The sequence below is a fragment of the Nocardia sp. NPDC020380 genome (genome assembly GCF_044386975.1).
Lineage (GTDB): Bacteria > Actinomycetota > Actinomycetes > Mycobacteriales > Mycobacteriaceae > Nocardia.
On record NZ_JBIRVQ010000014.1, the window covers coordinates 110,382 to 132,439 of the forward strand.

Below are 22,058 nucleotides of genomic sequence, written 5' to 3' on the forward strand. Positions count from 1 at the left end.
GGTTATCGGTTTTGGGTGAGGTCTCGGCCTATTAGTTCTTTCATGATTTCGGTGGTGCCGGCGTAGATGGTTTGGATTCGGGTGTCGGCGTAGGCGCGGGCTATGGGGGTGTCGAGGATGAAGCCGGTGCCGCCGTGTAGTTGGAGGCAGCGGTCTATCAGGCGTTTTTGGAGTTCGGATAGGTACCATTTGCCTTTGGCGGCGTCTACGGGGGTTAGGTGACCGGTGTTGTGGGAGAGGATGGATTTGTCTACGTAGGCTTCGGCTATGTCGAGTTCTGTTGCCATTTCGGCTAGTTCGAAGCGGGTGTGCTGGAAGTCGGCTATGGGGTGGCCGAATGCCTTGCGATGCTTGGTGTAGCGGAGGGTTTCTTCGAAGATGACTCGGGATCGGGCGTAGGATTCTGCGATTACGCCCAGGCGTTCGGGGACCAGGTTTGTGAAGAGGTGTTGGAGGCCTTGGCCTTCGGTGCCCAGTAGGTTGGATTGCGGGATAACGACATTGTCGAAGAAGAGTTCGGCGGTGTCTTGGGCGTGTAAGCCAAGTTTGTGTAGTGGGGGGCCGTGGGTGAAGCCTTCTGTGCCGCGTTCTATGACGAACAGGGTGAAGCCGTGGGAGCCGGCGGTGGGGTCGGTTCTGGCTGCGACTATGGCGAGGTCGGCGCTGGTGCCGCTGGAGATGAAGGTCTTCTGGCCGTTGAGGATCCAGTTGTCGCCATCGCGGACGGCGGTGGTGCGGATGCCTTGGAGGTCGGATCCCGCGTCCGGTTCGGTCATGGCGATGGCGCCGATGAGGTCGCCGGTGGCGAAGCCGGGGAGCCAGCGGTGGCGTTGGTCTTCGGTGCAGAGGTTCAGGAGGTAGTGCAGGACGATGTCGTCTTGGAGGCCGAGGGTGACAGTGAAGGAGTTGGCGTGGATGCTGGCGGATTCCTCCTTCACGACCATGCGATAGCGGTAGTCGGGCTCGCCGGAGCCGCCGAACTCCTCGGGGACGGCCAGTGCGTAGAGGCCGCACTTCGCTGCCGCGCGTAGGGTCGCGCGGTCGATCAGGCGCTGGTCCTCGCAGCGCTGTATGTGCGGTGCTACCTCGCGGGAAAGGAATTCGCGGACGGTTTCGCGGTAGTGGTCGTGGTCTTCGGTGTAGAGGTTTGGTTGTACCTCAGAGCCTTTCGATGATGGTGACGTTGGCCTGGCCGCCGCCCTCGCACATGGTTTGCAGGCCGTAGCGGCCGCCGGTGCGTTCGAGTTCGTGGAGCAGGGTGGTCATCAGGCGGGCGCCGGTTGCGCCGAGTGGGTGGCCGAGGGCGATGGCGCCGCCGTTGATATTGACCTTCGCGGGGTCGGCGGCGGTGTCGCGGAGCCAGGCCAGCACCACGCTGGCGAAGGCCTCGTTGATCTCGACGGCGTCGATCTCGTCGATGGTCAGGCCGGTTTTCTTCAGGGCGCGCAGGGTGGCGGGGATGGGTGCGGTCAGCATGAGTACGGGGTCGTCGCCCAGGACCGAGAGGTGGCGGATGCGGGCGCGTGGGGTGAAACCGTGGTCGGTGACGGCTTTTTCGGAGGCGATGAGCAGGGCTGCCGCGCCGTCGGAGATCTGGCTCGACACGGCCGCGGTGAGCCGGCCGCCGGGGATGAGGGCCGGGAGCGCGGCCATCTTCTCCATGCTGGTGTCCGGGCGCGGGCCCTCATCGTGAGTGACACCGTCGAGGGGCTGGATCTCGCGGTCGAATCGGCCTTCCTGCTGTGCTCGCACTGCGCGTGCGTGGCTTTCCAGGGCGAAGGCCTCCATGTCCTCGCGGCTGAAACCCCAACGCTCGGCGATCATTTCGGCGCCGCGGAACTGCGAGATCTCCTGATCCCCGTAGCGTGCGCGCCAGCCTTTGCCGCCCCACGGGTCGGTGCCGCCGTATGGTTCGCCCGCGGTCACCGAGCTGAGGATCGGGTACTGCGTCATGTTCTGTACGCCGCCCGCGACGACGAGGTCGGAGGTGCCGCTCAGTATCGCTTGCGCCGCGAAATGCACTGCCTGCTGGGAGGATCCGCACTGCCGGTCGATCGTCACCCCGGGCACCGTCTCGGGCAACCCGGCCGACAGCGCTGCCGTGCGCGCGATGTCGCCGGCCTGTGAGCCGATGGCATCCAGACAGCCGAAGATCACGTCGTCGATGGCGGCGGGATCGAAATCGCCGCGTTCGACGAGCCGTCGGATCGGATGAGCGCCGAGATCGGCGGGATGGGTGTGGGTGAAGCCGCCCTTTCGCCGACCGACCGGGGTGCGGACCGCGTCGACGATGTATGCCTCGGGCATCTTTGACCTCCAGGACTATTGAGCTATTCGTTTAATCAGGATTCGAAACACTGCTGCCAGCTGCCGCACTGGTGTGGGCGGGCCGTGCTGGCTCGGCGCCGTGCCGACGAAGGTGGTTCCCGCTGACTCGGCCGCCGCACCGACGAAGGCGGTCCCGCTGACTCGGCTGCCGTGCTGGCGAACGCAGGTCTTGCCGGCTCAAGCCGGGCGTGGTGGCGCGGCGAGGCCGTGACGGACCAGTGCCTGGGCGGTGCCGATCACTTCGCCGACGGTGCCTCGTTCGCCGTTCCACCACTCCGCCGCCCAGTTCAGCGCGCCGATCACCAGCATGCGGGCGGTGCGCAGGTCGAGGTCGGCGCGGATCGAGCCGTCGGCGTGGCCCGCTTCCAGCAATTCGCGCCATATGGAGTGGTAGAGGGCGCTTTCCGCGGCGACGGGTGCACGCAGGTCGGGGGGTAGCTGACCGCTGTTGCGGGTGACCGCGCGGGCGAAGTCCGATAGTTCCAGCTCCACTCGCAGGTGCGCTTCCACCGCGGTCTCGATGCGATCGAGCGAGGTGGCTTCCGACGGCAAAGCCGCCAAGGCCTCGGACACATGCGTGCGCACCCAGCGCTGGCCGACCACCATTACCTCGCCGATCAGCTCCTCGCGGGAGGAGAAGTAGTAATAGACGGCGGGAGCGCGCAATTCCGCGTGCTGCGCGATATCGGTGAGCCGGGTGCCGGCGTACCCCTCGCGCGCAAGCACGGTGGCCGCGGCGGCGAGGATGCGGTCGCGAGTTCCGTTGCCTTGCTCGGGTTTCGAGGTGTCCATCACGGCATCGTGTATCCGCCGCTGACCGAGAACACCTGCCCGGTCACCTGTCGTGCCGCAGACTCCGAGGACAGCCACAGCACCGCGTTGGCGATGTCCTCGGCGGTGGTGAGGCGGCGCAGCGGAATGTCCCTGCGCAGGAATTCGATCTGTTTCTCGTTGAAGACCGAGTCCTGACCGCCCGCCCAGAGACTGTCCTCGCCAATGGCTTCCGGGCCGTCGGGCATGACGAGGCCGGGGCACACCACATTCGAGCGAATGCCGTGCCGGCCGTGTTCCCGCGCCGTGGTGCGAGCCAGTGCCAGCATCGCGGCCTTGGTCGCACCGTAGACGCCTTGCCGGATCTGCCCGAACGCGGCATCGCTGGCAATGAACACGATCGACCCGACCCCGGCCGCGCGCATCGGCCCGATGGCTGCTTGGGTGCATGCGATGGCGGTGTAGAGATTCACTTCGACGAGCCGCTGCCAGCGCGTCCGATCGGTGTCCTCGGCAAGGAAGTTCGGCACACTCCAGCCGGCATTGTTGACCAGCACGTCCAATCCGCCCCATGAGTCCACTGCACGCGCGACCGCGGCCTCGGCGACCGACTCCACGGTTAGATCACCGACCGCGGACTCGACCTCGCACGCTCCGAGCGCCAGCGTCTCCGCCCGCACCCGCTCCGTCTGTGCTTTGTCGATGTCGGCGAGCACGATTCGCGCCCCTTCACGGGCAAAACCGTGCACGATCCCCCGCCCGATATTGGACGCTCCCCCGGTCACGAGCACCCGCGCCCCGGCCAGTCCCAGATCCATGAACGCGAACCTCCGACCGATTCATTAATCTATTTTCAATTCAAAAAGATACGGCGCTGCCGACCCGCTTGGCAAGCACGGCAGCACAGCGATGCGGTACCGGATCACATGGCGAGGGGCGGTCTGGTGGCGGAGTGGCCGGTGACCTGTTCGAAGGCGTGGCCGAGCTGCAGGACCGAGAGGTCGGCTCGGTGTGGGCCGACGATTTGGAGGCCGACCGGTAATCCGGTGGGGGCGAAGCCGGCTGGGACCGAGAGGGCGGGGCAGCCGGTTGCGGAGATGAAGTAGGCCGAGCGCATCCAGTCCAGGTAGTGCGACATCGGGATGCCGGCGATCTCGGTCGGGTATTCGAGGTCGATATCGAAGGGGACGACTTGGGTTACCGGGAGGAGGAGGGCGTCGTAGCGTTCGAAGAACTCCCGGGTGCGATGGAACAGCGCAGTATGCAACGCCTCTGCGGCGGCGAGGTCGATGCCGCGAAGTGCCCGTCCCGCAGTGATATTCGCGGCGAGAGAGGGTTTGAAGAGGTCTGGGTGCTGATCCAGCAGTGGGCCCAGTGAGAGTTCGAACTGCCAGGATCGGAGGGTGCGGAAGACCTGTTCGGCGCCGGACAGGTCGGGGCAGTCCTCAACGATGGTTACGCCGAGATCGGCGAGTACTGCAATGGCTGGTTCGAGTACCGCGGTCACCTCGGGGTCGATAGGGACAGACCCGCCGAGGTCGGGTGACCACGCCACGCGCAGGCCGGCAAAGTCGCGAGCGAGGTCGATTGCGAAGGCGGAACCCGGTGTTTCGAGCGAGATCGGGTCGCGCGCATCGGGACCCGCTAGGACCGAAAGCAGCAAAGCGGCGTCGGCGACGCTGCGGGCCATCGGTCCGGCGACTGCCATCGTCTGCCACGCCGCGGCCGCGGGCCAGGATGGGACGCGGCCGGGGGATGGGCGGAATCCGACGACATTGCAGAATGCCGCTGGATTGCGCAGGGATCCGCCCATATCGCTGCCGTCGGCGAGCGGGTGCATGCCGCACGCCAACGCGGCGGCAGCGCCGCCGCTGCTGGCGCCGGCCGATTTGGTTGGGTCGTAGGGGTTTCGGGTGGCGCCGAACAGGTCGTTGAAGGTGTGGGATCCGGCGCCGAATTCCGGGACGTTGGTCATGCCGACGGTGATGCCACCGGCTCGGTGGATGCGCTCGACGACGAGCGAATCGCGTTCTGGCACATTGGCTGCCAATGCGCGGGACCCATAGGTGGTCCGCACGCCGGCGACATCGTGCAGGTCCTTGTGCGCGATGGGTAGGCCGTGCAGCGGACCGACTTCCGCGCCGGATGCCAAGGCCTCGTCGGCAGCCTGCGCCTGCCGTAGTGCTTGCTCGGCGGTCAATGTGACGATCGCATTGACCTGCGGATTGGTTCGGGCGATCTGGTCGAGGTGTGCTTGCACGACCTCACGCGCGGACAGCTCCCGCTTTCTGATCCGAGCGGAAAGCTCAGGGGCAGAGGCGAAGCGGATCTCGGCGGACAACGAGGACCTCTCTCGGAGAATCAGCTACCGCGTTACCCGCCGCAGGCCGGCGGGCAGTGGGTGGAGGTGGTGGGTGGCACGTCGAGGGTGGGGTTGCGGTCGAAGAAGCCCACGGGCTTCAGGACGAATCCGGTGTAATCGACGGGCATGATGGGCCAGTCCTCCGGTCGGGGGAAGTGCGTCAATCCGAAGGTATGCCAGATCACCACGTCTGCGCCGTCCAAGTCCCGGTCTGCGGCGACGTAGGCGGGGAGGCCGGCACCGCCGGGGTGCTGGTTGACGAAATCGCCTGCGGCATAGCGTTCGGCGGGGTCGTATCGGGTGACCCATAGGTGTTTGGTGGCGAAGCCGGCGCGGCGGGCGATCGAGGATTCGTCGGCGGCGAGCAGGGCTTCGCGGCCTTCCGGGTGCAGGGCGTAACCGACGGGGTTGCCGAGTCTGTTGGTGACGTCGGGGTTGGTGATGTGCCAGGTGCGGCCGATTCTGTTGTCCGCGGAGCGTTGTGCCTGCGACTCTCGTTCCAGCACGGTGCGGTGCAGGGTGAAGGCGTTGCCGTGTGGGTTGTCCGGGCCGATCGGCACGCGCTGGGATTCGACCTCTTCCACTCGGTTGCGGTGGCCGTCGATCATCATGTCGAGCCGGGCGTTGAACAGATGCTGGTGATACGGCGCGCCCAGGCCCGGCGCGAGCTCGGAGGCGTAGGGATGGCCCGGTCCCGGATATGCCGAGGTGAACACCACTCCGGTTGCCTTGGCTTCGAATTCGATTGTCCCGTCGAGGTATAGGTACCAGAAGAACCCGTAGTCGTAGTTGCCGACGGTGGTGAAGAACGAGATCACCAGTCGTCGTTGGCGGCGTACCTCGCGCGATCCGGTCCAGAGGTCGGTGTGCTTCCACAGCACGCCGAAGTCCTCCTCGTGCATGCACACCGCATTGCGGATGGTGCGCGGATTGCCGTCTTCGCTCGCGAGCACCGCGTCGAAGTAGGTAATGTCGCCGACGCAGTCGCAGCCGAGTTCGAGGGAGTTGGCCCAGCGGCCGACCAGGTATTCGCCGGTGTCGAAGTAGTTCTGCCAGGAGCGGATCGGGGACGGGTCCGCGTACGGGACAACCATTTCCGCGATCGAGGCGCGGTGGATGATCGGGCGCAGCGTTTCGCCGTCGCGGAAACCTATCTGGTAGAGGACCAGTCCCTCACGGGCGTCGAAACCGATGCGCAGGGACCATTTCTCCCACTCGACGAGGTTACCGTCGACGATGTAACTCGGCCCCTGCGGCTGGGTGATCTCGATGGGCCGCTGGGTGGAACGCGCGGGGCCGGTGAAGGCCGGATCGTCGAAGTTGCCGGATTCGGCGGGCACCGGGACCGGTCCGGTGTCGATGACCCGCAACACCTCTCGGGTCATGACGTCGACGAAGGCGACCAGACCATCGATGGGATGCGCCCACGCATGGTCCTTCGAGTGCTCCTGATGGAAGGCCAGCCCGCGCAGAATCCGGCGGCCCTGCTCCCCGTCGTAGTCGAAAACGCCCGCCGACAGCGGCGCGACCCGCACATTCGCGGGATCTAGACCGCGTGCGGCCAGCGCTTCGAGCCAGTGTGGATCGGTCGACAGAATGTGCTCGACCAGCCCGAATTCCTCGTCGAGCACGGGCATCTGGCCGTCCAGCACGGCATCGAGCGTCCGCTGCGACGCCACGGCCCGCCGCCCGAGCGAGACCACCAGATCGCGGGCATTCGGCTTATCGACATCGTGCAGCAGCACCCGGAAGCACCGATCGATCGGGACGTTCGGGTCGTAGACGGCGTACTTGTCCGGCTCGTCCAAGCCGACATAGACGAAACGCGTCGCCGCCGAAACCAGCCCAGCGGCAAGGACTATCGCACGTACCTCGGCGATCTCGGCGGCGGTTGCCATGGCGAGCGGATGATCGACACGCTCGGAAGTGAAGGTGGACAACTTCGATCCTTTCGTTCCCGGAATGGCTTACGACTCATGAATGGGATCGGGCAGCTCCCAGCGCTCACCGAGGCGCGGCCGCAGGTAGATCAGGAAGTAGACGACCCCGACGGCCATCGCGACGACCGCCACCACGACCTGCTGCCAGGTGGTCGTCACCAGGCTGTAGCCCGCGTATCCCATGGCGGCGATGACGATGAGCGGCGGCAGCGGCCACAGCGGCATGCGATAGCCCGCGGTCTGCGGCTCCCGGCGTACTCGCAGCGCGGCCAGCGCGACGAACAGATAGACCAGCACGAGTCCCGCGCCGGTCGCGGTGATCAGCCACGACAAGGGCAGGGCCGCAGCCGCGATGGCGGCCATGGCGCCGACCACAACCGTGGCGGCGATCGGCGTGTGCAGGCGAGGATGCACGCTGCCCAGGACGCGGTCGATCGGCTCGGGCCAGCTGCGGTCGCGGGCGGAGGCGAACAGCAGCCGGGAGATCTGCAGGATGATCGCGATCACCGCGTTGACGATGGCGATCGCAATGCCCACGCTCACAACGGTATTCACTGCCGAGCCGCCGCGTGCGGTGAGGAAGTAGTTCAGCGGTGCGTCGCTGTGCAGCAGATCGTTCATCGACGGCGCGCCCAGCACGACCGCGGCCAGCGGCAACATCTCGATCAGCACCGTCGCGGCCAGGCAGACCATGATCACGCGGCCGATGGTGCGCGAAGCGTTCTTGGTTTCCTCGGAGTAGTAGACCGCGGCGCCATAGCCGTTGTAGGCGAACAGGGCGACGGGGATCAGCGGCACCAGCGCGCTGACCGCGACGCTCGCGGTACCGGTGCCGGTCCCGCTCGCGGTGAGCGGATGGAACCACTCCGCCGGACCGCGTTGCACATGCAGGAATCCGAGGAACACAAGTACCGCGATCGCAGCGATCTCGATACACAGGAACACCCCGGTCACCCAGGCATTGGCCTTGATGTTGAGCACCGCGACCCCGGTGGTCACCACGATCACCGCGATGCCGACCCACTTGCCGCCGAGCTGACGGAAAGCGACGCCGAGATAGTCCCCGGTCCCCAGCGCGATCACCGAGATGATCAGCACCCCGTTGACCAGCGTGAGCACGAACATCGCGAATCCGATCGGCCGGCCCAGCAGCCGTGCCGCCCAGGTGTATTCGCCGCCGGCGATCGGATACTTGGTCGCCAGCTCGGCGTAGCAGAGCCCGACGAACACCGAGACGACCGCGGCGATCCCCAGTGTCAGCACCGAAGCGCCGCCCACCGCGAGCAGTATCGAAGGAATGATGATGAACACGCTGGAGGCCGGTGTCACCGCGGACAGCGTGATCAGGATGTTCTCCCCCATGCCGAGTGCGCGGGAGAGCTGTTGCCGGTATCGGGATTGGGGGTCGTCGTCAGCGGTCTGGCCGGTGGTCGACTGCGTTGCCATGGCCGATCCTTTCTTTGATCTACAATCAAAGAATGAACTGAATAGCCTGGCAATACTGGATTTTGGTCGTAACAACCCTTTAACTCGTCGTCAATGGGACGAAACAGGAGGTCATGATGGCACGGCGGAAGGATCAGGAGCGGGCCCGGCGCGCGATCCTGGACGCGGCGCTCACCGCGGTATCCGATCGCGGCGTGGGCCGGCTCAAGATCCGGGACGTGGCCGAGTTCGCGGGCGTCTCGCCCGGCACCGTGCACTACTACTTCGAAGACCTCGAAAACCTGCTGCGCGAAGTACACCGGGACGCGAGCGATCGATTCTTCGGCGCCCGGCTCGAACTGGTCGCCTCGATCCCCGACGCGCGCAACAAGATCGGCGCACTCATCTGGGCGGGATTGCCCGATTCCGACGGCGATGAGCTGGTCGTCGCGCTGTATCACCTCGCCGCCTACCGCAGCGTCGCGGACGAGCACGGCGATCTGATCACCGTCCTGTTCGACAAGCAGGTCGCGGTGTACCTGAGCGCGCTGGAAGTCGGAATCGCCCAGGGACACTTCACGATCGACGCACCGCTGCTCGATGTCGCCGCGAATCTCGTCGCGCTCGAGGATGCTTACGGGTTGCACATCATCACCCGCAACCGCTCCATGACCAAACTCCGCGCCGCCGAGCTGATCTGCTCCTACGCCCGCACGGCCACCGGATGCCTCGCCATCACCACGCCCCCGAAGGACGCACAATGACCTCGCACCAATCGTTCTCCCCCGACGGACGCCCCCGCGCGCGAGCCCTGGGCATCGACCTGCAAGGACAACCGGGACCGTGGAACGCCATCACCGACGTCCCCGGCGTGGCGGTCGGCTACCAGACCCTCATCGCAGGCGACGGGCCACTGCGCGTCGGCACCGGACCGGTGCGCACCGGCGTGACCGCCATCCTCCCCCGCGGCCGAGCCGGCCTCGGCCGCCCCTGCACCGCGGGCCGCTACTCCCTCAACGGCAATGGCGAAATGACCGGCAGCGCATGGATAGACGAGGTCGGCCAGCTCTCCGGCCCCGTCACCATCTCCAACACCCACGCCATCGGCGCCAGCCACACCGGAACCATCCAATGGATCAACACCACCCGCCCCGACCTCGCCAATGAATGGCTGCTCCCCGTCTGCGCCGAAACCTGGGACGGCTACCTCAACGACATCAACGGCGGCCACGTCACCCCGGAAATCGTCTGCACCGCACTCTATTCCGCCCAATCCGGCCCGCTCCAAGAGGGCTCCCTCGGCGGCGGCACCGGCATGAACTGCTACGGCTTCAAAGGCGGCAACGGCACCGCCTCCCGCCTGATCCAATTCGGCGAAGCCACCTACACAGTCGGCGTCTTCCTCCAAGCGAACTTCGGTTCCCGCCACGAACTCACCATCCGCGGTCGACGCGTCGGCGAACAACTCCAGACCCCCAACCCCATGGAAACCACCGACTGGGGCACCTCCCCGAACCAAACCCCCGCCGCCCCCGGCGGCTCCGGCTCGGTAATCGTCATCATCGCCACCGACGCCCCCCTGGACCCCCTCCAATGCACCGCCGTGTCCCGCCGAGTCCCCTTGGGCCTGGCCCGCACCGGCACCACCGGCAGCCTCTTCTCCGGCGACCTCTTCCTAACCTTCTCCACCGCCCCCGACCACCCCTCCGACACCGCCTTCCCCCACGGCGCCCCCACCACAGCAGAACTAGTCCAAACAGTCCGAATGCCCTGGAACCGAATGGATTCCCTCTACACCGCAGTAGTAGAAGCAGTAGAAGAATCCGTCCTCAACGCCCTCCTCGTCAACACCGACATGACCGGCCGCGACACCCACTTCTCCCCCGCCCTCCCCCACGACCAACTCCGCACCCTGCTCGCAGACAAGTAGCCACCGAACATCCACGCCGACAATCCGTTCGACGATGCGAGACTCCGCGGCTGCTCAGGGGGTGGCGGCTGCGGCGGCGAGTTTGGGGCGGTCGGTGACGATTATTCGGCCGCGGCGGAGGGTGAGGATGCCTCGGTCTTCGAGGTCTCGGAGGACTCGGTTGGCGGTTACTCGGGTGGTGCCGGCCATGGACGCGAGGTCGTCTTGGGTCAGGCGGATTTCGGCTATGGGGGCGGGGCCGGCGTAGATGTTGGCGAGGTTGGCCAGGCGGCGGATTACTCGGGTTTCCACGGGGAGGTAGAGAGCTTCGAGGACGGTGGCGGAGAGGCGGCGGATTTGGGCTACGAGGCTGGCGGTGAGCATGCGGTCTATGCCGGGGTTGGCGGCGCGGAGGACGTCCAGTTGGGTGCGGCTGAGGGTTAGGGTTTCGGCGTTTTCGGCTGCTTCTACCGTGGCGGTGCGGCGGGCGTCGGGGCTGAGGACGGCCAGTTCGCCGAAGGAGTCGCCGGGGCCGATCATGTTCAGGGTGGCGGTGTAGCCGAGGGGGGTTGCTACTCGGATCAGGAGCAGGCCGGATTTGATCAGGTGCAGACAGTCGCCGGGATCGCCTTCGTGGCAGAGGACTTCGCGGCGTTTGAAGCGGCGGGGGGTGCAGGAGGCGAGGACCTGGCGGCGTTCGTCGGGGTTCAGGCTGCGCAGGAGGGCGAATTCGGTGGTCACTGCACGCCCCGGAGGACGAAGCAGGTGACCGGTTCGCGGCGGCCCTTCACGGTGATCGCGTGTAGTGGTTGGACCAGGGCGCGGGAACCCAACTGAGCCTGGGTGAGTGGGCCGATCACCACATCGCCGGGTTGAGCGACGCCTTGCAGGCGGGCGGCGGTGTTGGTGGTGTCGCCGATCGCGGTGTAGTTACGCATTTGGGCCGCACCGATATTGCCGACCAGGGCGGGGCCGGTATTGACGCCGACTCGGAAGCGCGGCCAATCCGGTCGGTCGGATGCGATCTGTGCGACGGATTGCTGCAGCCGCAGCCCGGCGCGGGCCGCGCGCAAGGCGTGGTCGGGTTGCGGTGCGGGAGCGTTGAATACGGCCATGACCGCGTCGCCGACGAACTGCACCACCACGCCGCCCTCGGCCAGAATGACGGGCACGATCGCACCGTAATAGGTGTTCAGCATCTGCACGACCAGCGCCGGATCGGTGCGTTCGGAGAACGGCGTGAACCCGGCCAGATCGGCCATCAGCACACTGACTTCGGCAATGCGGCCGCCCAGATCGGCCTCCGCGGGATTGGCGAGCAATGCGGTCGCGACCTGCGGGGACATATACGAGCGGAACAGCTGATCCAGCTGCCGGTACAGCCGCGCGTTCTGCTCGAGCACAGCGAACTGACGTTCGGTGAGGCTGAACCGTTTCGACAACTCGACCCCGACCGAGCCGAGCGGCTGATCCACGGGCACACCGGCGGCGGCGCGCTGGCCCAGCACTGCCACCATTTCGGTCAGCGCGCGCGTGTAGTCGCGCTCCAGCGCCTCCATGGTCTGGTTCAGCGTGACACTGTCGAACAGGCCGAGCGCCGAACCCTCCCTGCGGAATTGGGCGTGCGCGCTCAGTGCGATCAGCAGGAAGGCCGCCACCATGAGCACATGCCATTCCCACCACGACGCCTGCCAGCTGCGCCCGTAGCCGACGGCCAGCAACGCCTCGATCAGCAGCACGAACCCGGTCAGCACGCTGAGCAGCAGCAACCCGCGACGGCGATAGAACTGGCGGGCGTACACCACCGCCGCACCCAGATAGGACAGCGACCCTACATACGCGAGTATCACCAAGGGCCGCGATGTCTCGGTGGCACTGGGCATGCCGCCGAACGGCGGTAACCCGGTGAGCGAGAACAGCGCCCACACCACCGACGCCAGCGCCGGCAGTGCCGACAGCAACCACATTCGCTTGTTCAACCAGGCCGTCGCGACCGGCCCGTATTCGATCGCCGACGCCAGCGCGGCGAACCCACCCAGCGTCAACCCGATCGGTACCGCGTACACGAACCCGGCATTGGGCATCTTGATGATCACACCCGGTGTTGCGATCGCGTGCAGGCCCAGAAACCCCGCCGCGAACTGGAACATCAACGACACCAAGATGAGTCGCACGTCATGGCGACTACGCGCGGCACGAAAAAGGACGACCCCCAGCATCATCGCCAGGGTCGCCGCAGACAGAACCAACCAGAAGTGTTGCGGATGATGCTCATAGTGAGCGTCCAGCTTCGGATGCGACAACAGCAGCCAAAGCCCGGCTACGGGAAGAGAAATCGCCGCCGCCCAGGTAAGGACGCTCAGTTTCGACACTATTGAACCCTACCGACCGGAGCATCCCTGTGAGATGTTCACAGGCAACCGTCACATGTGCCCGGTCGGCGCGGCCGTCAAAAGGTCGCACTCGCAGCGGCCGAGCCCCAGCCGGATCGGCCGGGGCGCCACCGCACTACAAGTAGGTTCAGCGGTGCCAGCCGTAGTCGAAGCCGCGGTGGTTGCGGTCCCACGACTGAAAGTCGCCGAAGTGGCTGCCGTGCCAGTAGTTGCTGTCGCAGTAGCTGTAGTAGTGCCAGTCGAACCCGTCGCCCCACTGGCAGAAGGAGTCGAACCAGTCCCGCACGCCGCTGGTGACCTGGGTGTGCGCGGGACCTGCGTCCGGAGTGGCGGCGGAGGCGACTCCGACACCGGCCCCGCCGATCAGGGCGAGCGCGGCGACAGCGGTGGCAGTCCGGCGGATTACGTTAATCATGTTCTGCTCCAAGTGTTTTCGTTGCTTGCCTGGTGGCTTGCTTCGGTATGACACCAATATTGGCCCTACCGGCAGAGAAGTTCTGCCACCGCAGCGACACTCGGTATGTATCCGCGCTTACACAACGCCGTCCTCCGGCGGCGACTACTTGGACATGCGATCACCGGGCGCTCATCGCGGTGGTTACTCGGTAAATGCCGCGATAGATGCCCGGTGATCACATGTCCAGATGTGTGGCCGGCCCCCTCAGGTCAGCGGGGCGGCAGAATGGCCGCCAGCATCGGGCTTGCGGCGTCGACCAGCCGCTGCACGGCGCCCGCCAGTTCAGGCGGCAGGACGGCGTCGAGTTGCGGGAGCAGAGGTGTGGTGGCTGTCGGTGCCGCGGCTTCGGTTGTTGCGGGCTGCGGGTCCGTGGTCGGCCTGGGCTGGGAATCGCCGGGGGTGAGAGGCTTTCGTGCCACGTCGCCCTGGAGGCGCAAGGTGTTGTAGGCGTTGATGCCTGAGACGATGCCGACCGGTACGCCGAGGACCAGGCTGCCGATGGTGCCGCCCATGCTGCCGAGAATGGCTGCGCCGGTGAGGCAGCCGCCCGCGAATCCGGTGGCCGTGCCCGCCAGTGCTGCGGAGAAGGTGCCTGCGGTGCCGGCGCCGATACCGCCGGCCAGGCAGCCGATGGCGAGGCCGGTCGCGCCACCGAGTACCGCGCCGAGGGCGACTGCCAGGCCGAATTGGGTTCCGACGGCGCTGTAGGCGTCGTTGATGTCCTTCTGCCGCTGGACCGGATCGGTCTGCTGGGTGGGTCCGGGTGCGGGGGCGGGCTGGGCGGGGTCGTCGACGAAGTCTGTGATCGGCACGCTGGCAGGTGCTTTGCAGACCGGATCCGGGAGATCGGCGGCGGTGCGCGGCTGATTGTCGGCTTCCGTGCGGGAGGGCAGTTGCGAGATCGGGACGGTGCCCAGCGGGCACGGGACGGCGGCGTTGGGCCACAAGGCCATCGGTGAGCCGAGGGTCAGGGTGTTTCCCATGACGTATCGGCCCTGCGCGTCGAGCGCCTGGAAGTTGTTGAGCAGCTGCAGCTGTCGTTCGCCGCCGGGGCCCGGCTGGAGCGGGTCGGGACCCGTGCCGGGTGCCTGCACGATGAGGGAGCCGATGGGCGTGGTGAGGTAGGCGGACATGTCGGTGAGGTCGCCGGTGTAGACGACGCCTTGCATGACGCCGACGGTCACTCGCGAGATGCCCTCGCGGACGGCCTGTTCGTGCGGTGTCAGGTCAGCGGTGTTGCCAGGTAGGGGCGGCGGGATCTCGCGGCCGAACGGGATGTGGTGCAGGGTGCTGCGGTCCTCGCCGAGGATGAGGTTCCCGTTGTGGTCGCGCAATTGGTAGTGGTTGTTGCCGATGATGCTGACCGCGACGTCGGGCCCGTAGATGGTGGACAACCGTCGATAGGCATTGCTGCGCAGGTAGATATCGCCCGCGAGCTCCATATCGTTCTCACCGCACAGGGGGTCGCGGGGCGGGATGGCGGCCATCGGGTCGTCGGCGTCGGGCACCGGCGGGCAGGTCAGCAGCGGCTGATCGGAGCCCGGGTCGGCCGATTGCGAGGCGTCGGACGGCGTATCCGCGGGGACCAGCGGCGTCGCATGCGCGGACACGGCGGTGACAACTGCGGTCACCGCGGCAAATGCCGTGGTCAGGGCGACGGGGACGACCTTCAACGGAACCTCGCAATCCAACGCGCACGGAAGAAACCCGGAAGCGAACCGACGAGACCAAGATCAGAACGTCAGGCTAACAAGCCCACACCGAATTCCCCGTTAGCCGCCACCGATCGACGGGGACATATGCGGTGATTGCACTATCTGTTGGACCCGCGCCAGGCGGTGAGGTCTGTGTGGAGACCGGCCAGCGCAGTGTAGGTCGAGCGATAGATCTCGTATAGCGGGTGAAATCGGGCGGCATCGTCCGACGGGGTGAATCTGCGGTCGAGGCGGACTGTTGCGGTGGCGGCGGATTCGATATCTGGGTAGATCTTGGCTCCTACGGCGGCGAGGAGGGCCGCGCCGAGGACTGCGCTGTCTCGCACCTGCAGGGTTTCGATCGGGCGGTTCAGGATGTCGGCGTGGAGTTGTGCCCAGAGTGGGCTGCGGGCGCCGCCGCCGGAAAAGGTCACGGCGGGAATGAGGTTGCCGCTTGCGGTTTCGACGCCTTCGAGTACGTGGCGGGCCGACATGGCGACGCCCTGGAGGACGGCGAGGGACATGTCCGCCGTAGTGGTTGTCGTGCTCAGGCCGAGGAAGGTTGCGCGGACGTCGGGGTCCCATAGTGGGGCGCGCTCACCCGAGAGGTAGGGGGTGAAGATGATGCCCGGGCGGCCGGTGGCCGCGGAGGTGAAGACGTCTTCGATGCTCAGGCCGGAGACCTGGCTCCACCAGCGGACGGCGTCGCCGCCGGCTTGGGTCGGTCCGGCGTGTACGTAGAGGCCGTGGCGTGGCGGGAAGGTGACGATTCCGGGGGCCGGATGCGATTGCTGCGAGGCGCCGGCAACGACCAGCGATGTGCCGCAGGAGATCATCGCGCGACCGGGCTCGGTCGTCCGGGTGCCGAGCACAGCGCTGTAGGCGTCCATGGTGCCGACGACGACCTCGGCGCCGTCGGATTGGCCCAAACTCGTTGCCGGGTCGACGATCTCGGGTAGCCGGGCCGCCAGCCCGTCGACGAGGGCGACTGCCTCCGGGATGTAGCCCTGCGCACCGGCCACGCGTACGCCGGAGAGCAGATCCGTTGCGACCCTGCCCGTCAGCTTCGCGGCGATGAAGTCCTTGGGGCCCATCACCCATCGCGTGTCAGCCCAGGCGGACGGGTTCGTGCGGGCGAACCATTCCGCGCGAGCGGCGACGAACGACGCGTCGAGGGTGACCGGGTGACCCCAGATGCGGGTCTTGTCCTCAGCGCTGAAGCGCGCGTCGAACTCGGCCGCGATGTCGGCGCAGCGCTGGTCTTGCCAGATGATCGCCGGTGCGAGCGGGCGCAATTGCTCGTCGGTGCAGACGTGCGTATTGACCTGGCTGGTCAGCCCGATCGCGCGCACCGATTGCGGCGGGACGTCAGCTAGGACCGCCTGCATCCCGGCGACGCAACCGCGCCACCAATCCAGCGGATCCTGTTCGGCCCACCCCGGGCGTGGACGGCTGATCGGGTACGGCGTCGTATGCGCGGCAATCTGCTGCCCGTCCACGGTGAATACGGCGACCTTGACCGCAGTGGTGCCCACGTCGATACCCAGCAACAACATGCCCGATCGTAACAACCGGTCCAGACCATCACGATTCCGACATATGAAGATCACTACCGAGATCCGCTGTGCTCTGGATGATCTGGTCGCCGGTTATGCCCTGGCGGTGGACAGCCGCGACTTCACCGCCGCGGCCGCGCTGTTCACCATGGACGCCGAGCTGCTGCTGCCGGATCCACCACGCAACCTGGATCCATCGCAGTCACACCGAGGCCGCGCCGCCATCGCCACAGCCCTGAGTGCCGTCGGCAACGTCGAGCGCACCCTGCACGTGCTGGGCGGGCAGGTGTACCGCGCCGGGGACACGCCGGACATGGTCACCGGACACATCGCCGGTACGGCACACCACCTCATCTCGGGCGCCGAAGGGCATCGAGATCTGGTGTGGCAGTTACGTTATCAGGACACCTACCGTCACGTCGACGACGGCTGGCTGATCGCCCGCCGCACCCTCACCATTCAATGGATCGAGACCCGTCCGGTGCGTGTGGCGCGGCCTTGACTGCTCAGGCCCCGACTCGGTGCAGGTAGCAGTCGGTTTCGATGACTGCACCGGAGTCCAGCCGCTCGACCGACCCACCCAGGCCAACCAGGTGCAGGGTGTCGGGCCACATCGAATACGCCTTGCCATCCGCATCGTGCCCCGGGAACGGCACAAACCCCCAGTAGCAGGTGAGCCCCTGCCCCGGCGGCTGGAACGTCCAGGTATCAGGCGCGATATCCGATCCGACCGACAATTGCCGAACCTGCTGCTGCGCAGCCAGATTCATATCGCCATTGCTCACATCACCCGGATCGGCCCCGGCCCCGCCCGCCGTCATCACAACGGCCGCAGCACAAACCGAAGCCACCCCGAATACGCCCCGCATTCCCCCACCCATCCCATTTGTCGAAACATCGGATGCCACCCCCGAAAAAGACAGCGCCGAACCCTACCCGGCCACCGACCTCCCACCACTAGGGCCGCAGATCGGTCACCGTATCGGCCGCGGATCGTCAGATTCTTCGGTCAGCGGAACATGGCTTTCGTTTCGAGGAATTCGAGTACGCCGTAGGGGCCCAGTTCGCGGCCGTTTCCGGATTGCTTGTATCCGCCGAAGGGGGCGACGGGGCTGAAGGCGCCGCCGTTGATCTCGACCTGGCCGGTGCGCAGGCGGCGGGCGATGCGCTGGGCGCGTTCAGGATCGGCGGACCACACGCCACCGGAGAGGCCGTACTGGGTCCCGTTGGCGATAGCTATGGCATCGTCCTCATCCTCGTAGGGCAGGATCGACAGCACGGGGCCGAAGATCTCCTCTTGGGCGATCGTCATGGCCGGATCGACGTTGGAGAAGACGGTGGGTCTGACGAACCAGCCGTGTTCCAGGCCCTCGACCGGGTCGGCGCCGCCGGTGAGCAATGTGGCGCCCTCGTCGATGCCGCGCCGGATGTAGCCGAGTACGCGATTGCGGTGTGCCTCGGTGACCATCGGGCCGACCGCGGTGGCCAGGTCGAAGGGATCGCCGACGACTGCTGCTTCGACGGCGGCCTTAGCGATGGCCTCCACTTCTGCCAATCGGCTGCGTGGCACCAGCATTCGGGTCAGGGCGGTGCAGGTTTGGCCGGAGTTGAGGAAGCATTTGCCGACTCCGTCGACCACGGCGGTGGTCAGGTCGGCGTCGTCGAGGATCACATTGGCGGATTTGCCGCCGAGTTCGAGTGCGACCTTCTTGATCGTGCGTGCGGCGAGTTCGGAGACGCGGGCGCCTGCGCCCTTCGATCCGGTCAGCGAGACCATGTCGACGCCGGGATGTGCGGCCAGAGCCTCGCCGACTACCGGTCCGGTGCCGGGGACCAGGTTGAACACGCCTGCGGGCAGGCCGATGCCGTCGATGATCTCGGCGAGGACGAATGACGAGAGTGGTGCCACCTCACTGGGTTTCACCACGATCGAGCAGCCGGCGGCCAGTGAGGCGGCGACCTTGGCGGCGATCTGGTGGAGTGGATAGTTCCACGGTGTGATCGCGCCGACCACTCCGACCGGTTCCCGGACGATGAGCGCATTGCCGAGTTCTTCCTCCCACGGCAGCTCGCTCACGAACCGGGCGGCGGCCGAGAAGGACATGGCGGGCAGGCCCGCCTGCAGCAGCCGGGAGACCGCGATGGGCGTGCCGACTTCCTGCGAGATCAGCGCTGCCAGTTCGTCTCCGCGTGCTTCGAGTCCGGCGGCGATGGCGGCCAGTACTTCGGCGCGGGTGGCGACGGTGCTGCGCGACCAGGTTTCGAATCCGGACTGTGCGGCGTGCACCGCGCGGTCGACATCCCCGGGTGTGCCGAGGCGGACCCGCGCAATCACTTGTTCGGTGGATGGGTTGATCACGTCGTGGGTTTCGCTGCCGGACAGGGTGATCCATTCGCCGCCGATGTAGGCGCGGTCGTGCAGTCGGACGGCGGGTTCGGTCGTTGTCATCTCGTCCTCGTCTCTACTTCGCGGTGACCGGCGCGCCGGTGCGGCTGGTGGCGGCCGCGTCCGCCGCGATGGCCTCCGCGGTGCGGTGGGCCAGCGCCATGATCGACAGCATGGGATTGGTGCCCGATGCGGTGGGGAACGCGCTGCCGTCGCCGATCCAGACGCCGGGGGTGTCGTGCAGTTCGCCGGTCGGGCCCGCGACGCTGGTCTGCGGGTCCGTGCCCATGCGGCAGCTGCCCATCTGGTGGGCGGAGAAGAGTCGATAGCCGCCGGCGCGGAACGGGATTCGGCGGATACCGGCAATGTATTCGGCGAGGTCGTCGCCCCAACGCCAGATCGGCAGGCCCTCGGCGAAGGCCACGATCTGCACTGCTCCGGCGGCCTCGTGCATGGCGGCGAGGGATTCCACGCCCAGGCGCAGGTTGGCCAGGTCGACCTCGTCGGTGATCGAGTAGGACACTACGGAGTTGCCGGCGTCGTCGATTGTCACCTGTCCGTTTCCGCGGTCGCGCACCACTGCCAAGCCGGTCGAGACATTGGCGAAGCGGCTCAGGAACTGCTTGTGCGCGGTGCCCGATACCCAGGGCACGGCGGAGGCGCCGAGACCGGTCGTGTATTGCGCGGTCTCGATGAGGAAGCCGTAACCGTCTCCGGTGTCGGCGAATTCGTCGATCAGACCGGTGTGCGGTGCGCCCCACCAGGCCTGCTGATCCTCGGTGTAGACACCGGCGACCGCGGCTACCGGATGCAGGCGCAGGTACTTGCCGACCGCGGGGCCGCCGATGCCGGAGCGCAGCAGGAGTGCGGGTGATTCGAGCGCGCCACCCGCGACGACGACGCGGGGCGCGCGAACCGTAAAGGGCGCGGCCGTGCCGGTGGCCGGATCGGTGTAGGTCGCCGAAACCCCCGCCGCCCGGCCGTTTTCGACCAGTACCCGGTCGGCCCGGCTGTGCACGATGATCTGTGCGCCCGCCTCGGCGGCATCGCGCAGATAGGTCTTCATGGTGCCCTGTTTGGATCCCGACTGGTCGCCGAACCCCAGATAGCCCGCGCTGGCGGGTTCGTAGGTCGCCGGATCGGTATTGCGCGCGATTCTGGCGAACGACCACCCGAGGCGCTCTGCGCCTTCCTGGAGCCGCTTGGTCGGTCCGTTGAAGTCCGAACACTCCTCGGTGACCGAGATGCGTTGCGAGACTTCATCCAGATGCCGATCGAACTCCGGCCCGGCCACATCGGTGAGGCCGTATTCGCGCGCCCATTGCTCTCGCACCCAGGGCCGGGTGCGCAGGCAGTTGGTCCAGTTGATGGTGGTGCCGCCGCCGAGATTCGACCCGGCTTGGAGTGAGACGTTGAAATCGGCGGTCGGTGTGGGCCCGCCGCGCCAGAACAGATTCTGGAATCCCCACAGCTCGAGCTGATTGAAGTCGGATTCGTCGAAGTACCCGCCCGCCTCCACCACCACGACCCGTAATCCGGCCTGAGCCAGCCGGCCGGCGATCACGCCACCACCCGCACCGGACCCGATCACGACGACATCGGCCTCGATGGTCGAATCCTGTTGCGGGACAGTGGTCCGGATGGTCTTGGTGCCCTGCGCCGGCGCGCCGATCGGCCCCGGGAAGCCGAAGGTGCGCCACATCGGATTCCGCCCGGTGCCCGGATCCGGCAGCCCGTAGGTGAGGAACAACGTCAGCGAGATGAGCACCCCCACCCCGGCCGCGGTCTGCGGCCCGAGCAGCGCAGTGCGCCGCAACAGCTCCTCACGCGAAAGCGGCGAGGCCGCGACGATCCCTTGCGCGCCGAGCGCATCGATGAGCCCGAGCAGCCCGGCGCGCTGATCTTCGGGCATCCCCGCCAGATACCCGGCGAGCGCCGCATCAGCGCCGACTTCGGAAGCGGACCGCCCCCAGAATCCGTCCTTGTCCTCGGGTCGTTCCAGTGGCGGGACGATGGTGTCACAGATCGCGCGCAGCGCCTGCGCCCGCTCGGCGGTCATCCATTCGGTCATGTCTTCCTCGGCTTTCGGCCAGGCATCGGTCTCGTTTCCATTGAAATCGCCGTGCACCACATCGGTGGCGATACCGCGAAATGGACCCGAAACCGGCCTGGACCGCCGAGGAATTACCGAGTGGATGTCAGGTGGAAGGTGAAGCGGTTGCTGCCGGCGCGTTCATGGGTCATGTTCTCGGGGAAGTTGGTTTCGTCGGCGATGTCCACGGACTTGGTGCCGGAGTTCCAGGTGAAGTAGACGGAGCCGATGGCGATGTACTCCCCCGTTCGCTCGTCGCGGACGTAGATCGCCGTGGTGACGGGCGGGCCACCGGCGGGCATGAAACCCACCAGCGAATACTCGGGATCGCCTGAGCGCGCGGTGATTTCGCCGACTTCATAGGAGACGACCTTGAGGCTGTACCGCCCGGCCTCGGCGCCCGTATCGTCCTGCAGCCGAACGGCAATGGCCAGCGTCGTCTTCTCGACCACCCGGAACGTGGACAACCCACCGATATCGGTGATGTCGGGGGTATCGACCTCCCACTCCCGGTAGATGCCCGACTGTCCGTAATGCTGCCAGGCGAGCACCTTCACCAGCTCCCCCACCCGAACCGACCGGAATCGATCGTTGAGCTCACCCGGCAACGACTCCTGCGCACCGAGTTTGTAGGGATACGGATCCCCCGCATAGTTGATGCTCTTGTAGAACATGACTTCGTCCACGCTCATGACTTCTCCTGCGAACACGCGTCAAAGACCGGCGCTGAGTGATCGGAAAGCAT

General features: G+C 66.6%; 18 protein-coding genes and 1 pseudogene. 3 read left to right on the top strand and 16 right to left on the bottom strand.

The features are described 5' to 3' along the window. Positions 1-2: 2 nt before the first annotated feature. The 7 genes and pseudogenes from ACH438_RS34290 to ACH438_RS34320 all read right to left on the bottom strand — a co-directional run. Positions 3-1,148, bottom strand: a pseudogene (locus ACH438_RS34290) (acyl-CoA dehydrogenase family protein); the annotation flags it as partial. Between the two features lie 10 nt (positions 1,149-1,158). Beyond that, positions 1,159-2,307, bottom strand: coding sequence for an acetyl-CoA C-acetyltransferase (locus tag ACH438_RS34295; protein WP_397012941.1), 1,149 nt, complete (start codon positions 2,305-2,307; stop codon positions 1,159-1,161). A gap of 198 nt (positions 2,308-2,505) precedes the next feature. Further along, on the bottom strand, positions 2,506-3,120 hold the full coding sequence (locus tag ACH438_RS34300) for a TetR/AcrR family transcriptional regulator (RefSeq protein WP_397012943.1): 615 nt from the start codon (positions 3,118-3,120) through the stop codon (positions 2,506-2,508). After that, positions 3,120-3,917, bottom strand: coding sequence for an SDR family NAD(P)-dependent oxidoreductase (locus ACH438_RS34305; protein ID WP_397012945.1), 798 nt, complete (start codon positions 3,915-3,917; stop codon positions 3,120-3,122). Before ACH438_RS34305 ends, ACH438_RS34300 begins: the two co-directional genes overlap by 1 nt. Before the next feature lie 104 nt (positions 3,918-4,021). Further along, positions 4,022-5,440 carry an amidase gene (locus ACH438_RS34310; protein ID WP_397012947.1) on the bottom strand — a complete coding sequence of 473 codons (1,419 nt, stop codon included), beginning with the start codon at positions 5,438-5,440 and terminating at the stop codon, positions 4,022-4,024. A gap of 32 nt (positions 5,441-5,472) precedes the next feature. After that, positions 5,473-7,401 carry a primary-amine oxidase gene (locus ACH438_RS34315; RefSeq protein ID WP_397012949.1) on the bottom strand — a complete coding sequence of 643 codons (1,929 nt, stop codon included), beginning with the start codon at positions 7,399-7,401 and terminating at the stop codon, positions 5,473-5,475. 27 nt (positions 7,402-7,428) lie between these two features. Next, the gene (locus ACH438_RS34320; protein ID WP_397012951.1) at positions 7,429-8,847 is read right to left on the bottom strand and encodes an APC family permease; all 1,419 of its coding nucleotides are present in this window, start codon (positions 8,845-8,847) and stop codon (positions 7,429-7,431) included. 116 nt (positions 8,848-8,963) lie between these two features. Between ACH438_RS34320 and ACH438_RS34325 the strand changes: the two genes are divergently transcribed. Next, positions 8,964-9,590, top strand: coding sequence for a TetR/AcrR family transcriptional regulator (locus tag ACH438_RS34325; RefSeq protein ID WP_397012953.1), 627 nt, complete (start codon positions 8,964-8,966; stop codon positions 9,588-9,590). Then, entirely contained in the window at positions 9,587-10,756 is a 1,170-nt protein-coding gene (locus ACH438_RS34330; protein WP_397012955.1) for a P1 family peptidase, read from the top strand. The genes ACH438_RS34325 and ACH438_RS34330 overlap by 4 nt, the downstream gene beginning before the upstream one ends. Positions 10,757-10,810: 54 nt before the next feature. Here ACH438_RS34330 and ACH438_RS34335 read toward each other — a convergent pair whose 3' ends face one another. From ACH438_RS34335 to ACH438_RS34355, 5 genes are all read right to left on the bottom strand, one after another. After that, positions 10,811-11,476: a Crp/Fnr family transcriptional regulator gene (locus ACH438_RS34335; RefSeq protein ID WP_397012957.1), complete on the bottom strand. Its 666-nt coding sequence runs from the start codon at positions 11,474-11,476 to the stop codon at positions 10,811-10,813. Then, on the bottom strand, positions 11,473-12,909 hold the full coding sequence (locus ACH438_RS34340) for an adenylate/guanylate cyclase domain-containing protein (RefSeq protein WP_397012959.1): 1,437 nt from the start codon (positions 12,907-12,909) through the stop codon (positions 11,473-11,475). Before ACH438_RS34340 ends, ACH438_RS34335 begins: the two co-directional genes overlap by 4 nt. 346 nt (positions 12,910-13,255) lie before the next feature. Beyond that, positions 13,256-13,543 (bottom strand): hypothetical protein, encoded by a 288-nt coding sequence (locus ACH438_RS34345; RefSeq protein WP_397012961.1) that lies wholly within the window; start codon positions 13,541-13,543, stop codon positions 13,256-13,258. Positions 13,544-13,794: 251 nt separating this feature from the next. Beyond that, positions 13,795-15,258 (bottom strand): hypothetical protein, encoded by a 1,464-nt coding sequence (locus tag ACH438_RS34350; protein ID WP_397012963.1) that lies wholly within the window; start codon positions 15,256-15,258, stop codon positions 13,795-13,797. A 140-nt stretch (positions 15,259-15,398) separates the two neighbouring features. Then, positions 15,399-16,835 carry an FGGY-family carbohydrate kinase gene (locus tag ACH438_RS34355; RefSeq protein WP_397012965.1) on the bottom strand — a complete coding sequence of 479 codons (1,437 nt, stop codon included), beginning with the start codon at positions 16,833-16,835 and terminating at the stop codon, positions 15,399-15,401. A gap of 43 nt (positions 16,836-16,878) precedes the next feature. Between ACH438_RS34355 and ACH438_RS34360 the strand changes: the two genes are divergently transcribed. Further along, positions 16,879-17,337 carry a nuclear transport factor 2 family protein gene (locus ACH438_RS34360; RefSeq protein WP_397012967.1) on the top strand — a complete coding sequence of 153 codons (459 nt, stop codon included), beginning with the start codon at positions 16,879-16,881 and terminating at the stop codon, positions 17,335-17,337. Between the two features lie 4 nt (positions 17,338-17,341). Here the strand turns inward: ACH438_RS34360 and ACH438_RS34365 are convergent, their stop codons facing one another. The 4 genes from ACH438_RS34365 to ACH438_RS34380 all read right to left on the bottom strand — a co-directional run bounded on the left by ACH438_RS34365 (position 17,342) and on the right by ACH438_RS34380 (position 22,005). After that, on the bottom strand, positions 17,342-17,704 hold the full coding sequence (locus tag ACH438_RS34365) for a hypothetical protein (RefSeq protein ID WP_397012969.1): 363 nt from the start codon (positions 17,702-17,704) through the stop codon (positions 17,342-17,344). A 140-nt stretch (positions 17,705-17,844) separates the two neighbouring features. Then, complete coding sequence (locus ACH438_RS34370; protein WP_397012971.1) at positions 17,845-19,284, bottom strand: aldehyde dehydrogenase family protein; 1,440 nt, start codon at positions 19,282-19,284, stop codon at positions 17,845-17,847. 13 nt (positions 19,285-19,297) lie between these two features. Beyond that, positions 19,298-21,352 carry an FAD-dependent oxidoreductase gene (locus ACH438_RS34375; protein ID WP_397012973.1) on the bottom strand — a complete coding sequence of 685 codons (2,055 nt, stop codon included), beginning with the start codon at positions 21,350-21,352 and terminating at the stop codon, positions 19,298-19,300. 53 nt (positions 21,353-21,405) lie between these two features. Beyond that, a complete protein-coding gene (locus tag ACH438_RS34380; protein ID WP_397012975.1) occupies positions 21,406-22,005 on the bottom strand; it encodes a beta/gamma crystallin domain-containing protein in 600 nt (199 codons plus the stop codon). Positions 22,006-22,058: the final 53 nt, after the last annotated feature.

Excerpts from the sequence above, each read along its gene's own strand:
- ACH438_RS34295 (WP_397012941.1), bottom strand. The coding sequence starts at position 2,307 with ATGCCCGAGGCATACATCGTCGACGCGGTCCGCACCCCGGTCGGTCGG.
- ACH438_RS34300 (WP_397012943.1), bottom strand. The coding sequence starts at position 3,120 with ATGGACACCTCGAAACCCGAGCAAGGCAACGGAACTCGCGACCGCATC.
- ACH438_RS34305 (WP_397012945.1), bottom strand. The coding sequence starts at position 3,917 with ATGGATCTGGGACTGGCCGGGGCGCGGGTGCTCGTGACCGGGGGAGCG.
- ACH438_RS34320 (WP_397012951.1), bottom strand. The coding sequence starts at position 8,847 with ATGGCAACGCAGTCGACCACCGGCCAGACCGCTGACGACGACCCCCAA.
- ACH438_RS34325 (WP_397012953.1), top strand. The coding sequence starts at position 8,964 with ATGGCACGGCGGAAGGATCAGGAGCGGGCCCGGCGCGCGATCCTGGAC.
- ACH438_RS34330 (WP_397012955.1), top strand. The coding sequence starts at position 9,587 with ATGACCTCGCACCAATCGTTCTCCCCCGACGGACGCCCCCGCGCGCGA.
- ACH438_RS34345 (WP_397012961.1), bottom strand. The coding sequence starts at position 13,543 with ATGATTAACGTAATCCGCCGGACTGCCACCGCTGTCGCCGCGCTCGCC.
- ACH438_RS34355 (WP_397012965.1), bottom strand. The coding sequence starts at position 16,835 with ATGTTGTTGCTGGGTATCGACGTGGGCACCACTGCGGTCAAGGTCGCC.
- ACH438_RS34360 (WP_397012967.1), top strand. The coding sequence starts at position 16,879 with ATGAAGATCACTACCGAGATCCGCTGTGCTCTGGATGATCTGGTCGCC.
- ACH438_RS34365 (WP_397012969.1), bottom strand. The coding sequence starts at position 17,704 with ATGCGGGGCGTATTCGGGGTGGCTTCGGTTTGTGCTGCGGCCGTTGTG.
- ACH438_RS34370 (WP_397012971.1), bottom strand. The coding sequence starts at position 19,284 with ATGACAACGACCGAACCCGCCGTCCGACTGCACGACCGCGCCTACATC.
- ACH438_RS34380 (WP_397012975.1), bottom strand. The coding sequence starts at position 22,005 with ATGAGCGTGGACGAAGTCATGTTCTACAAGAGCATCAACTATGCGGGG.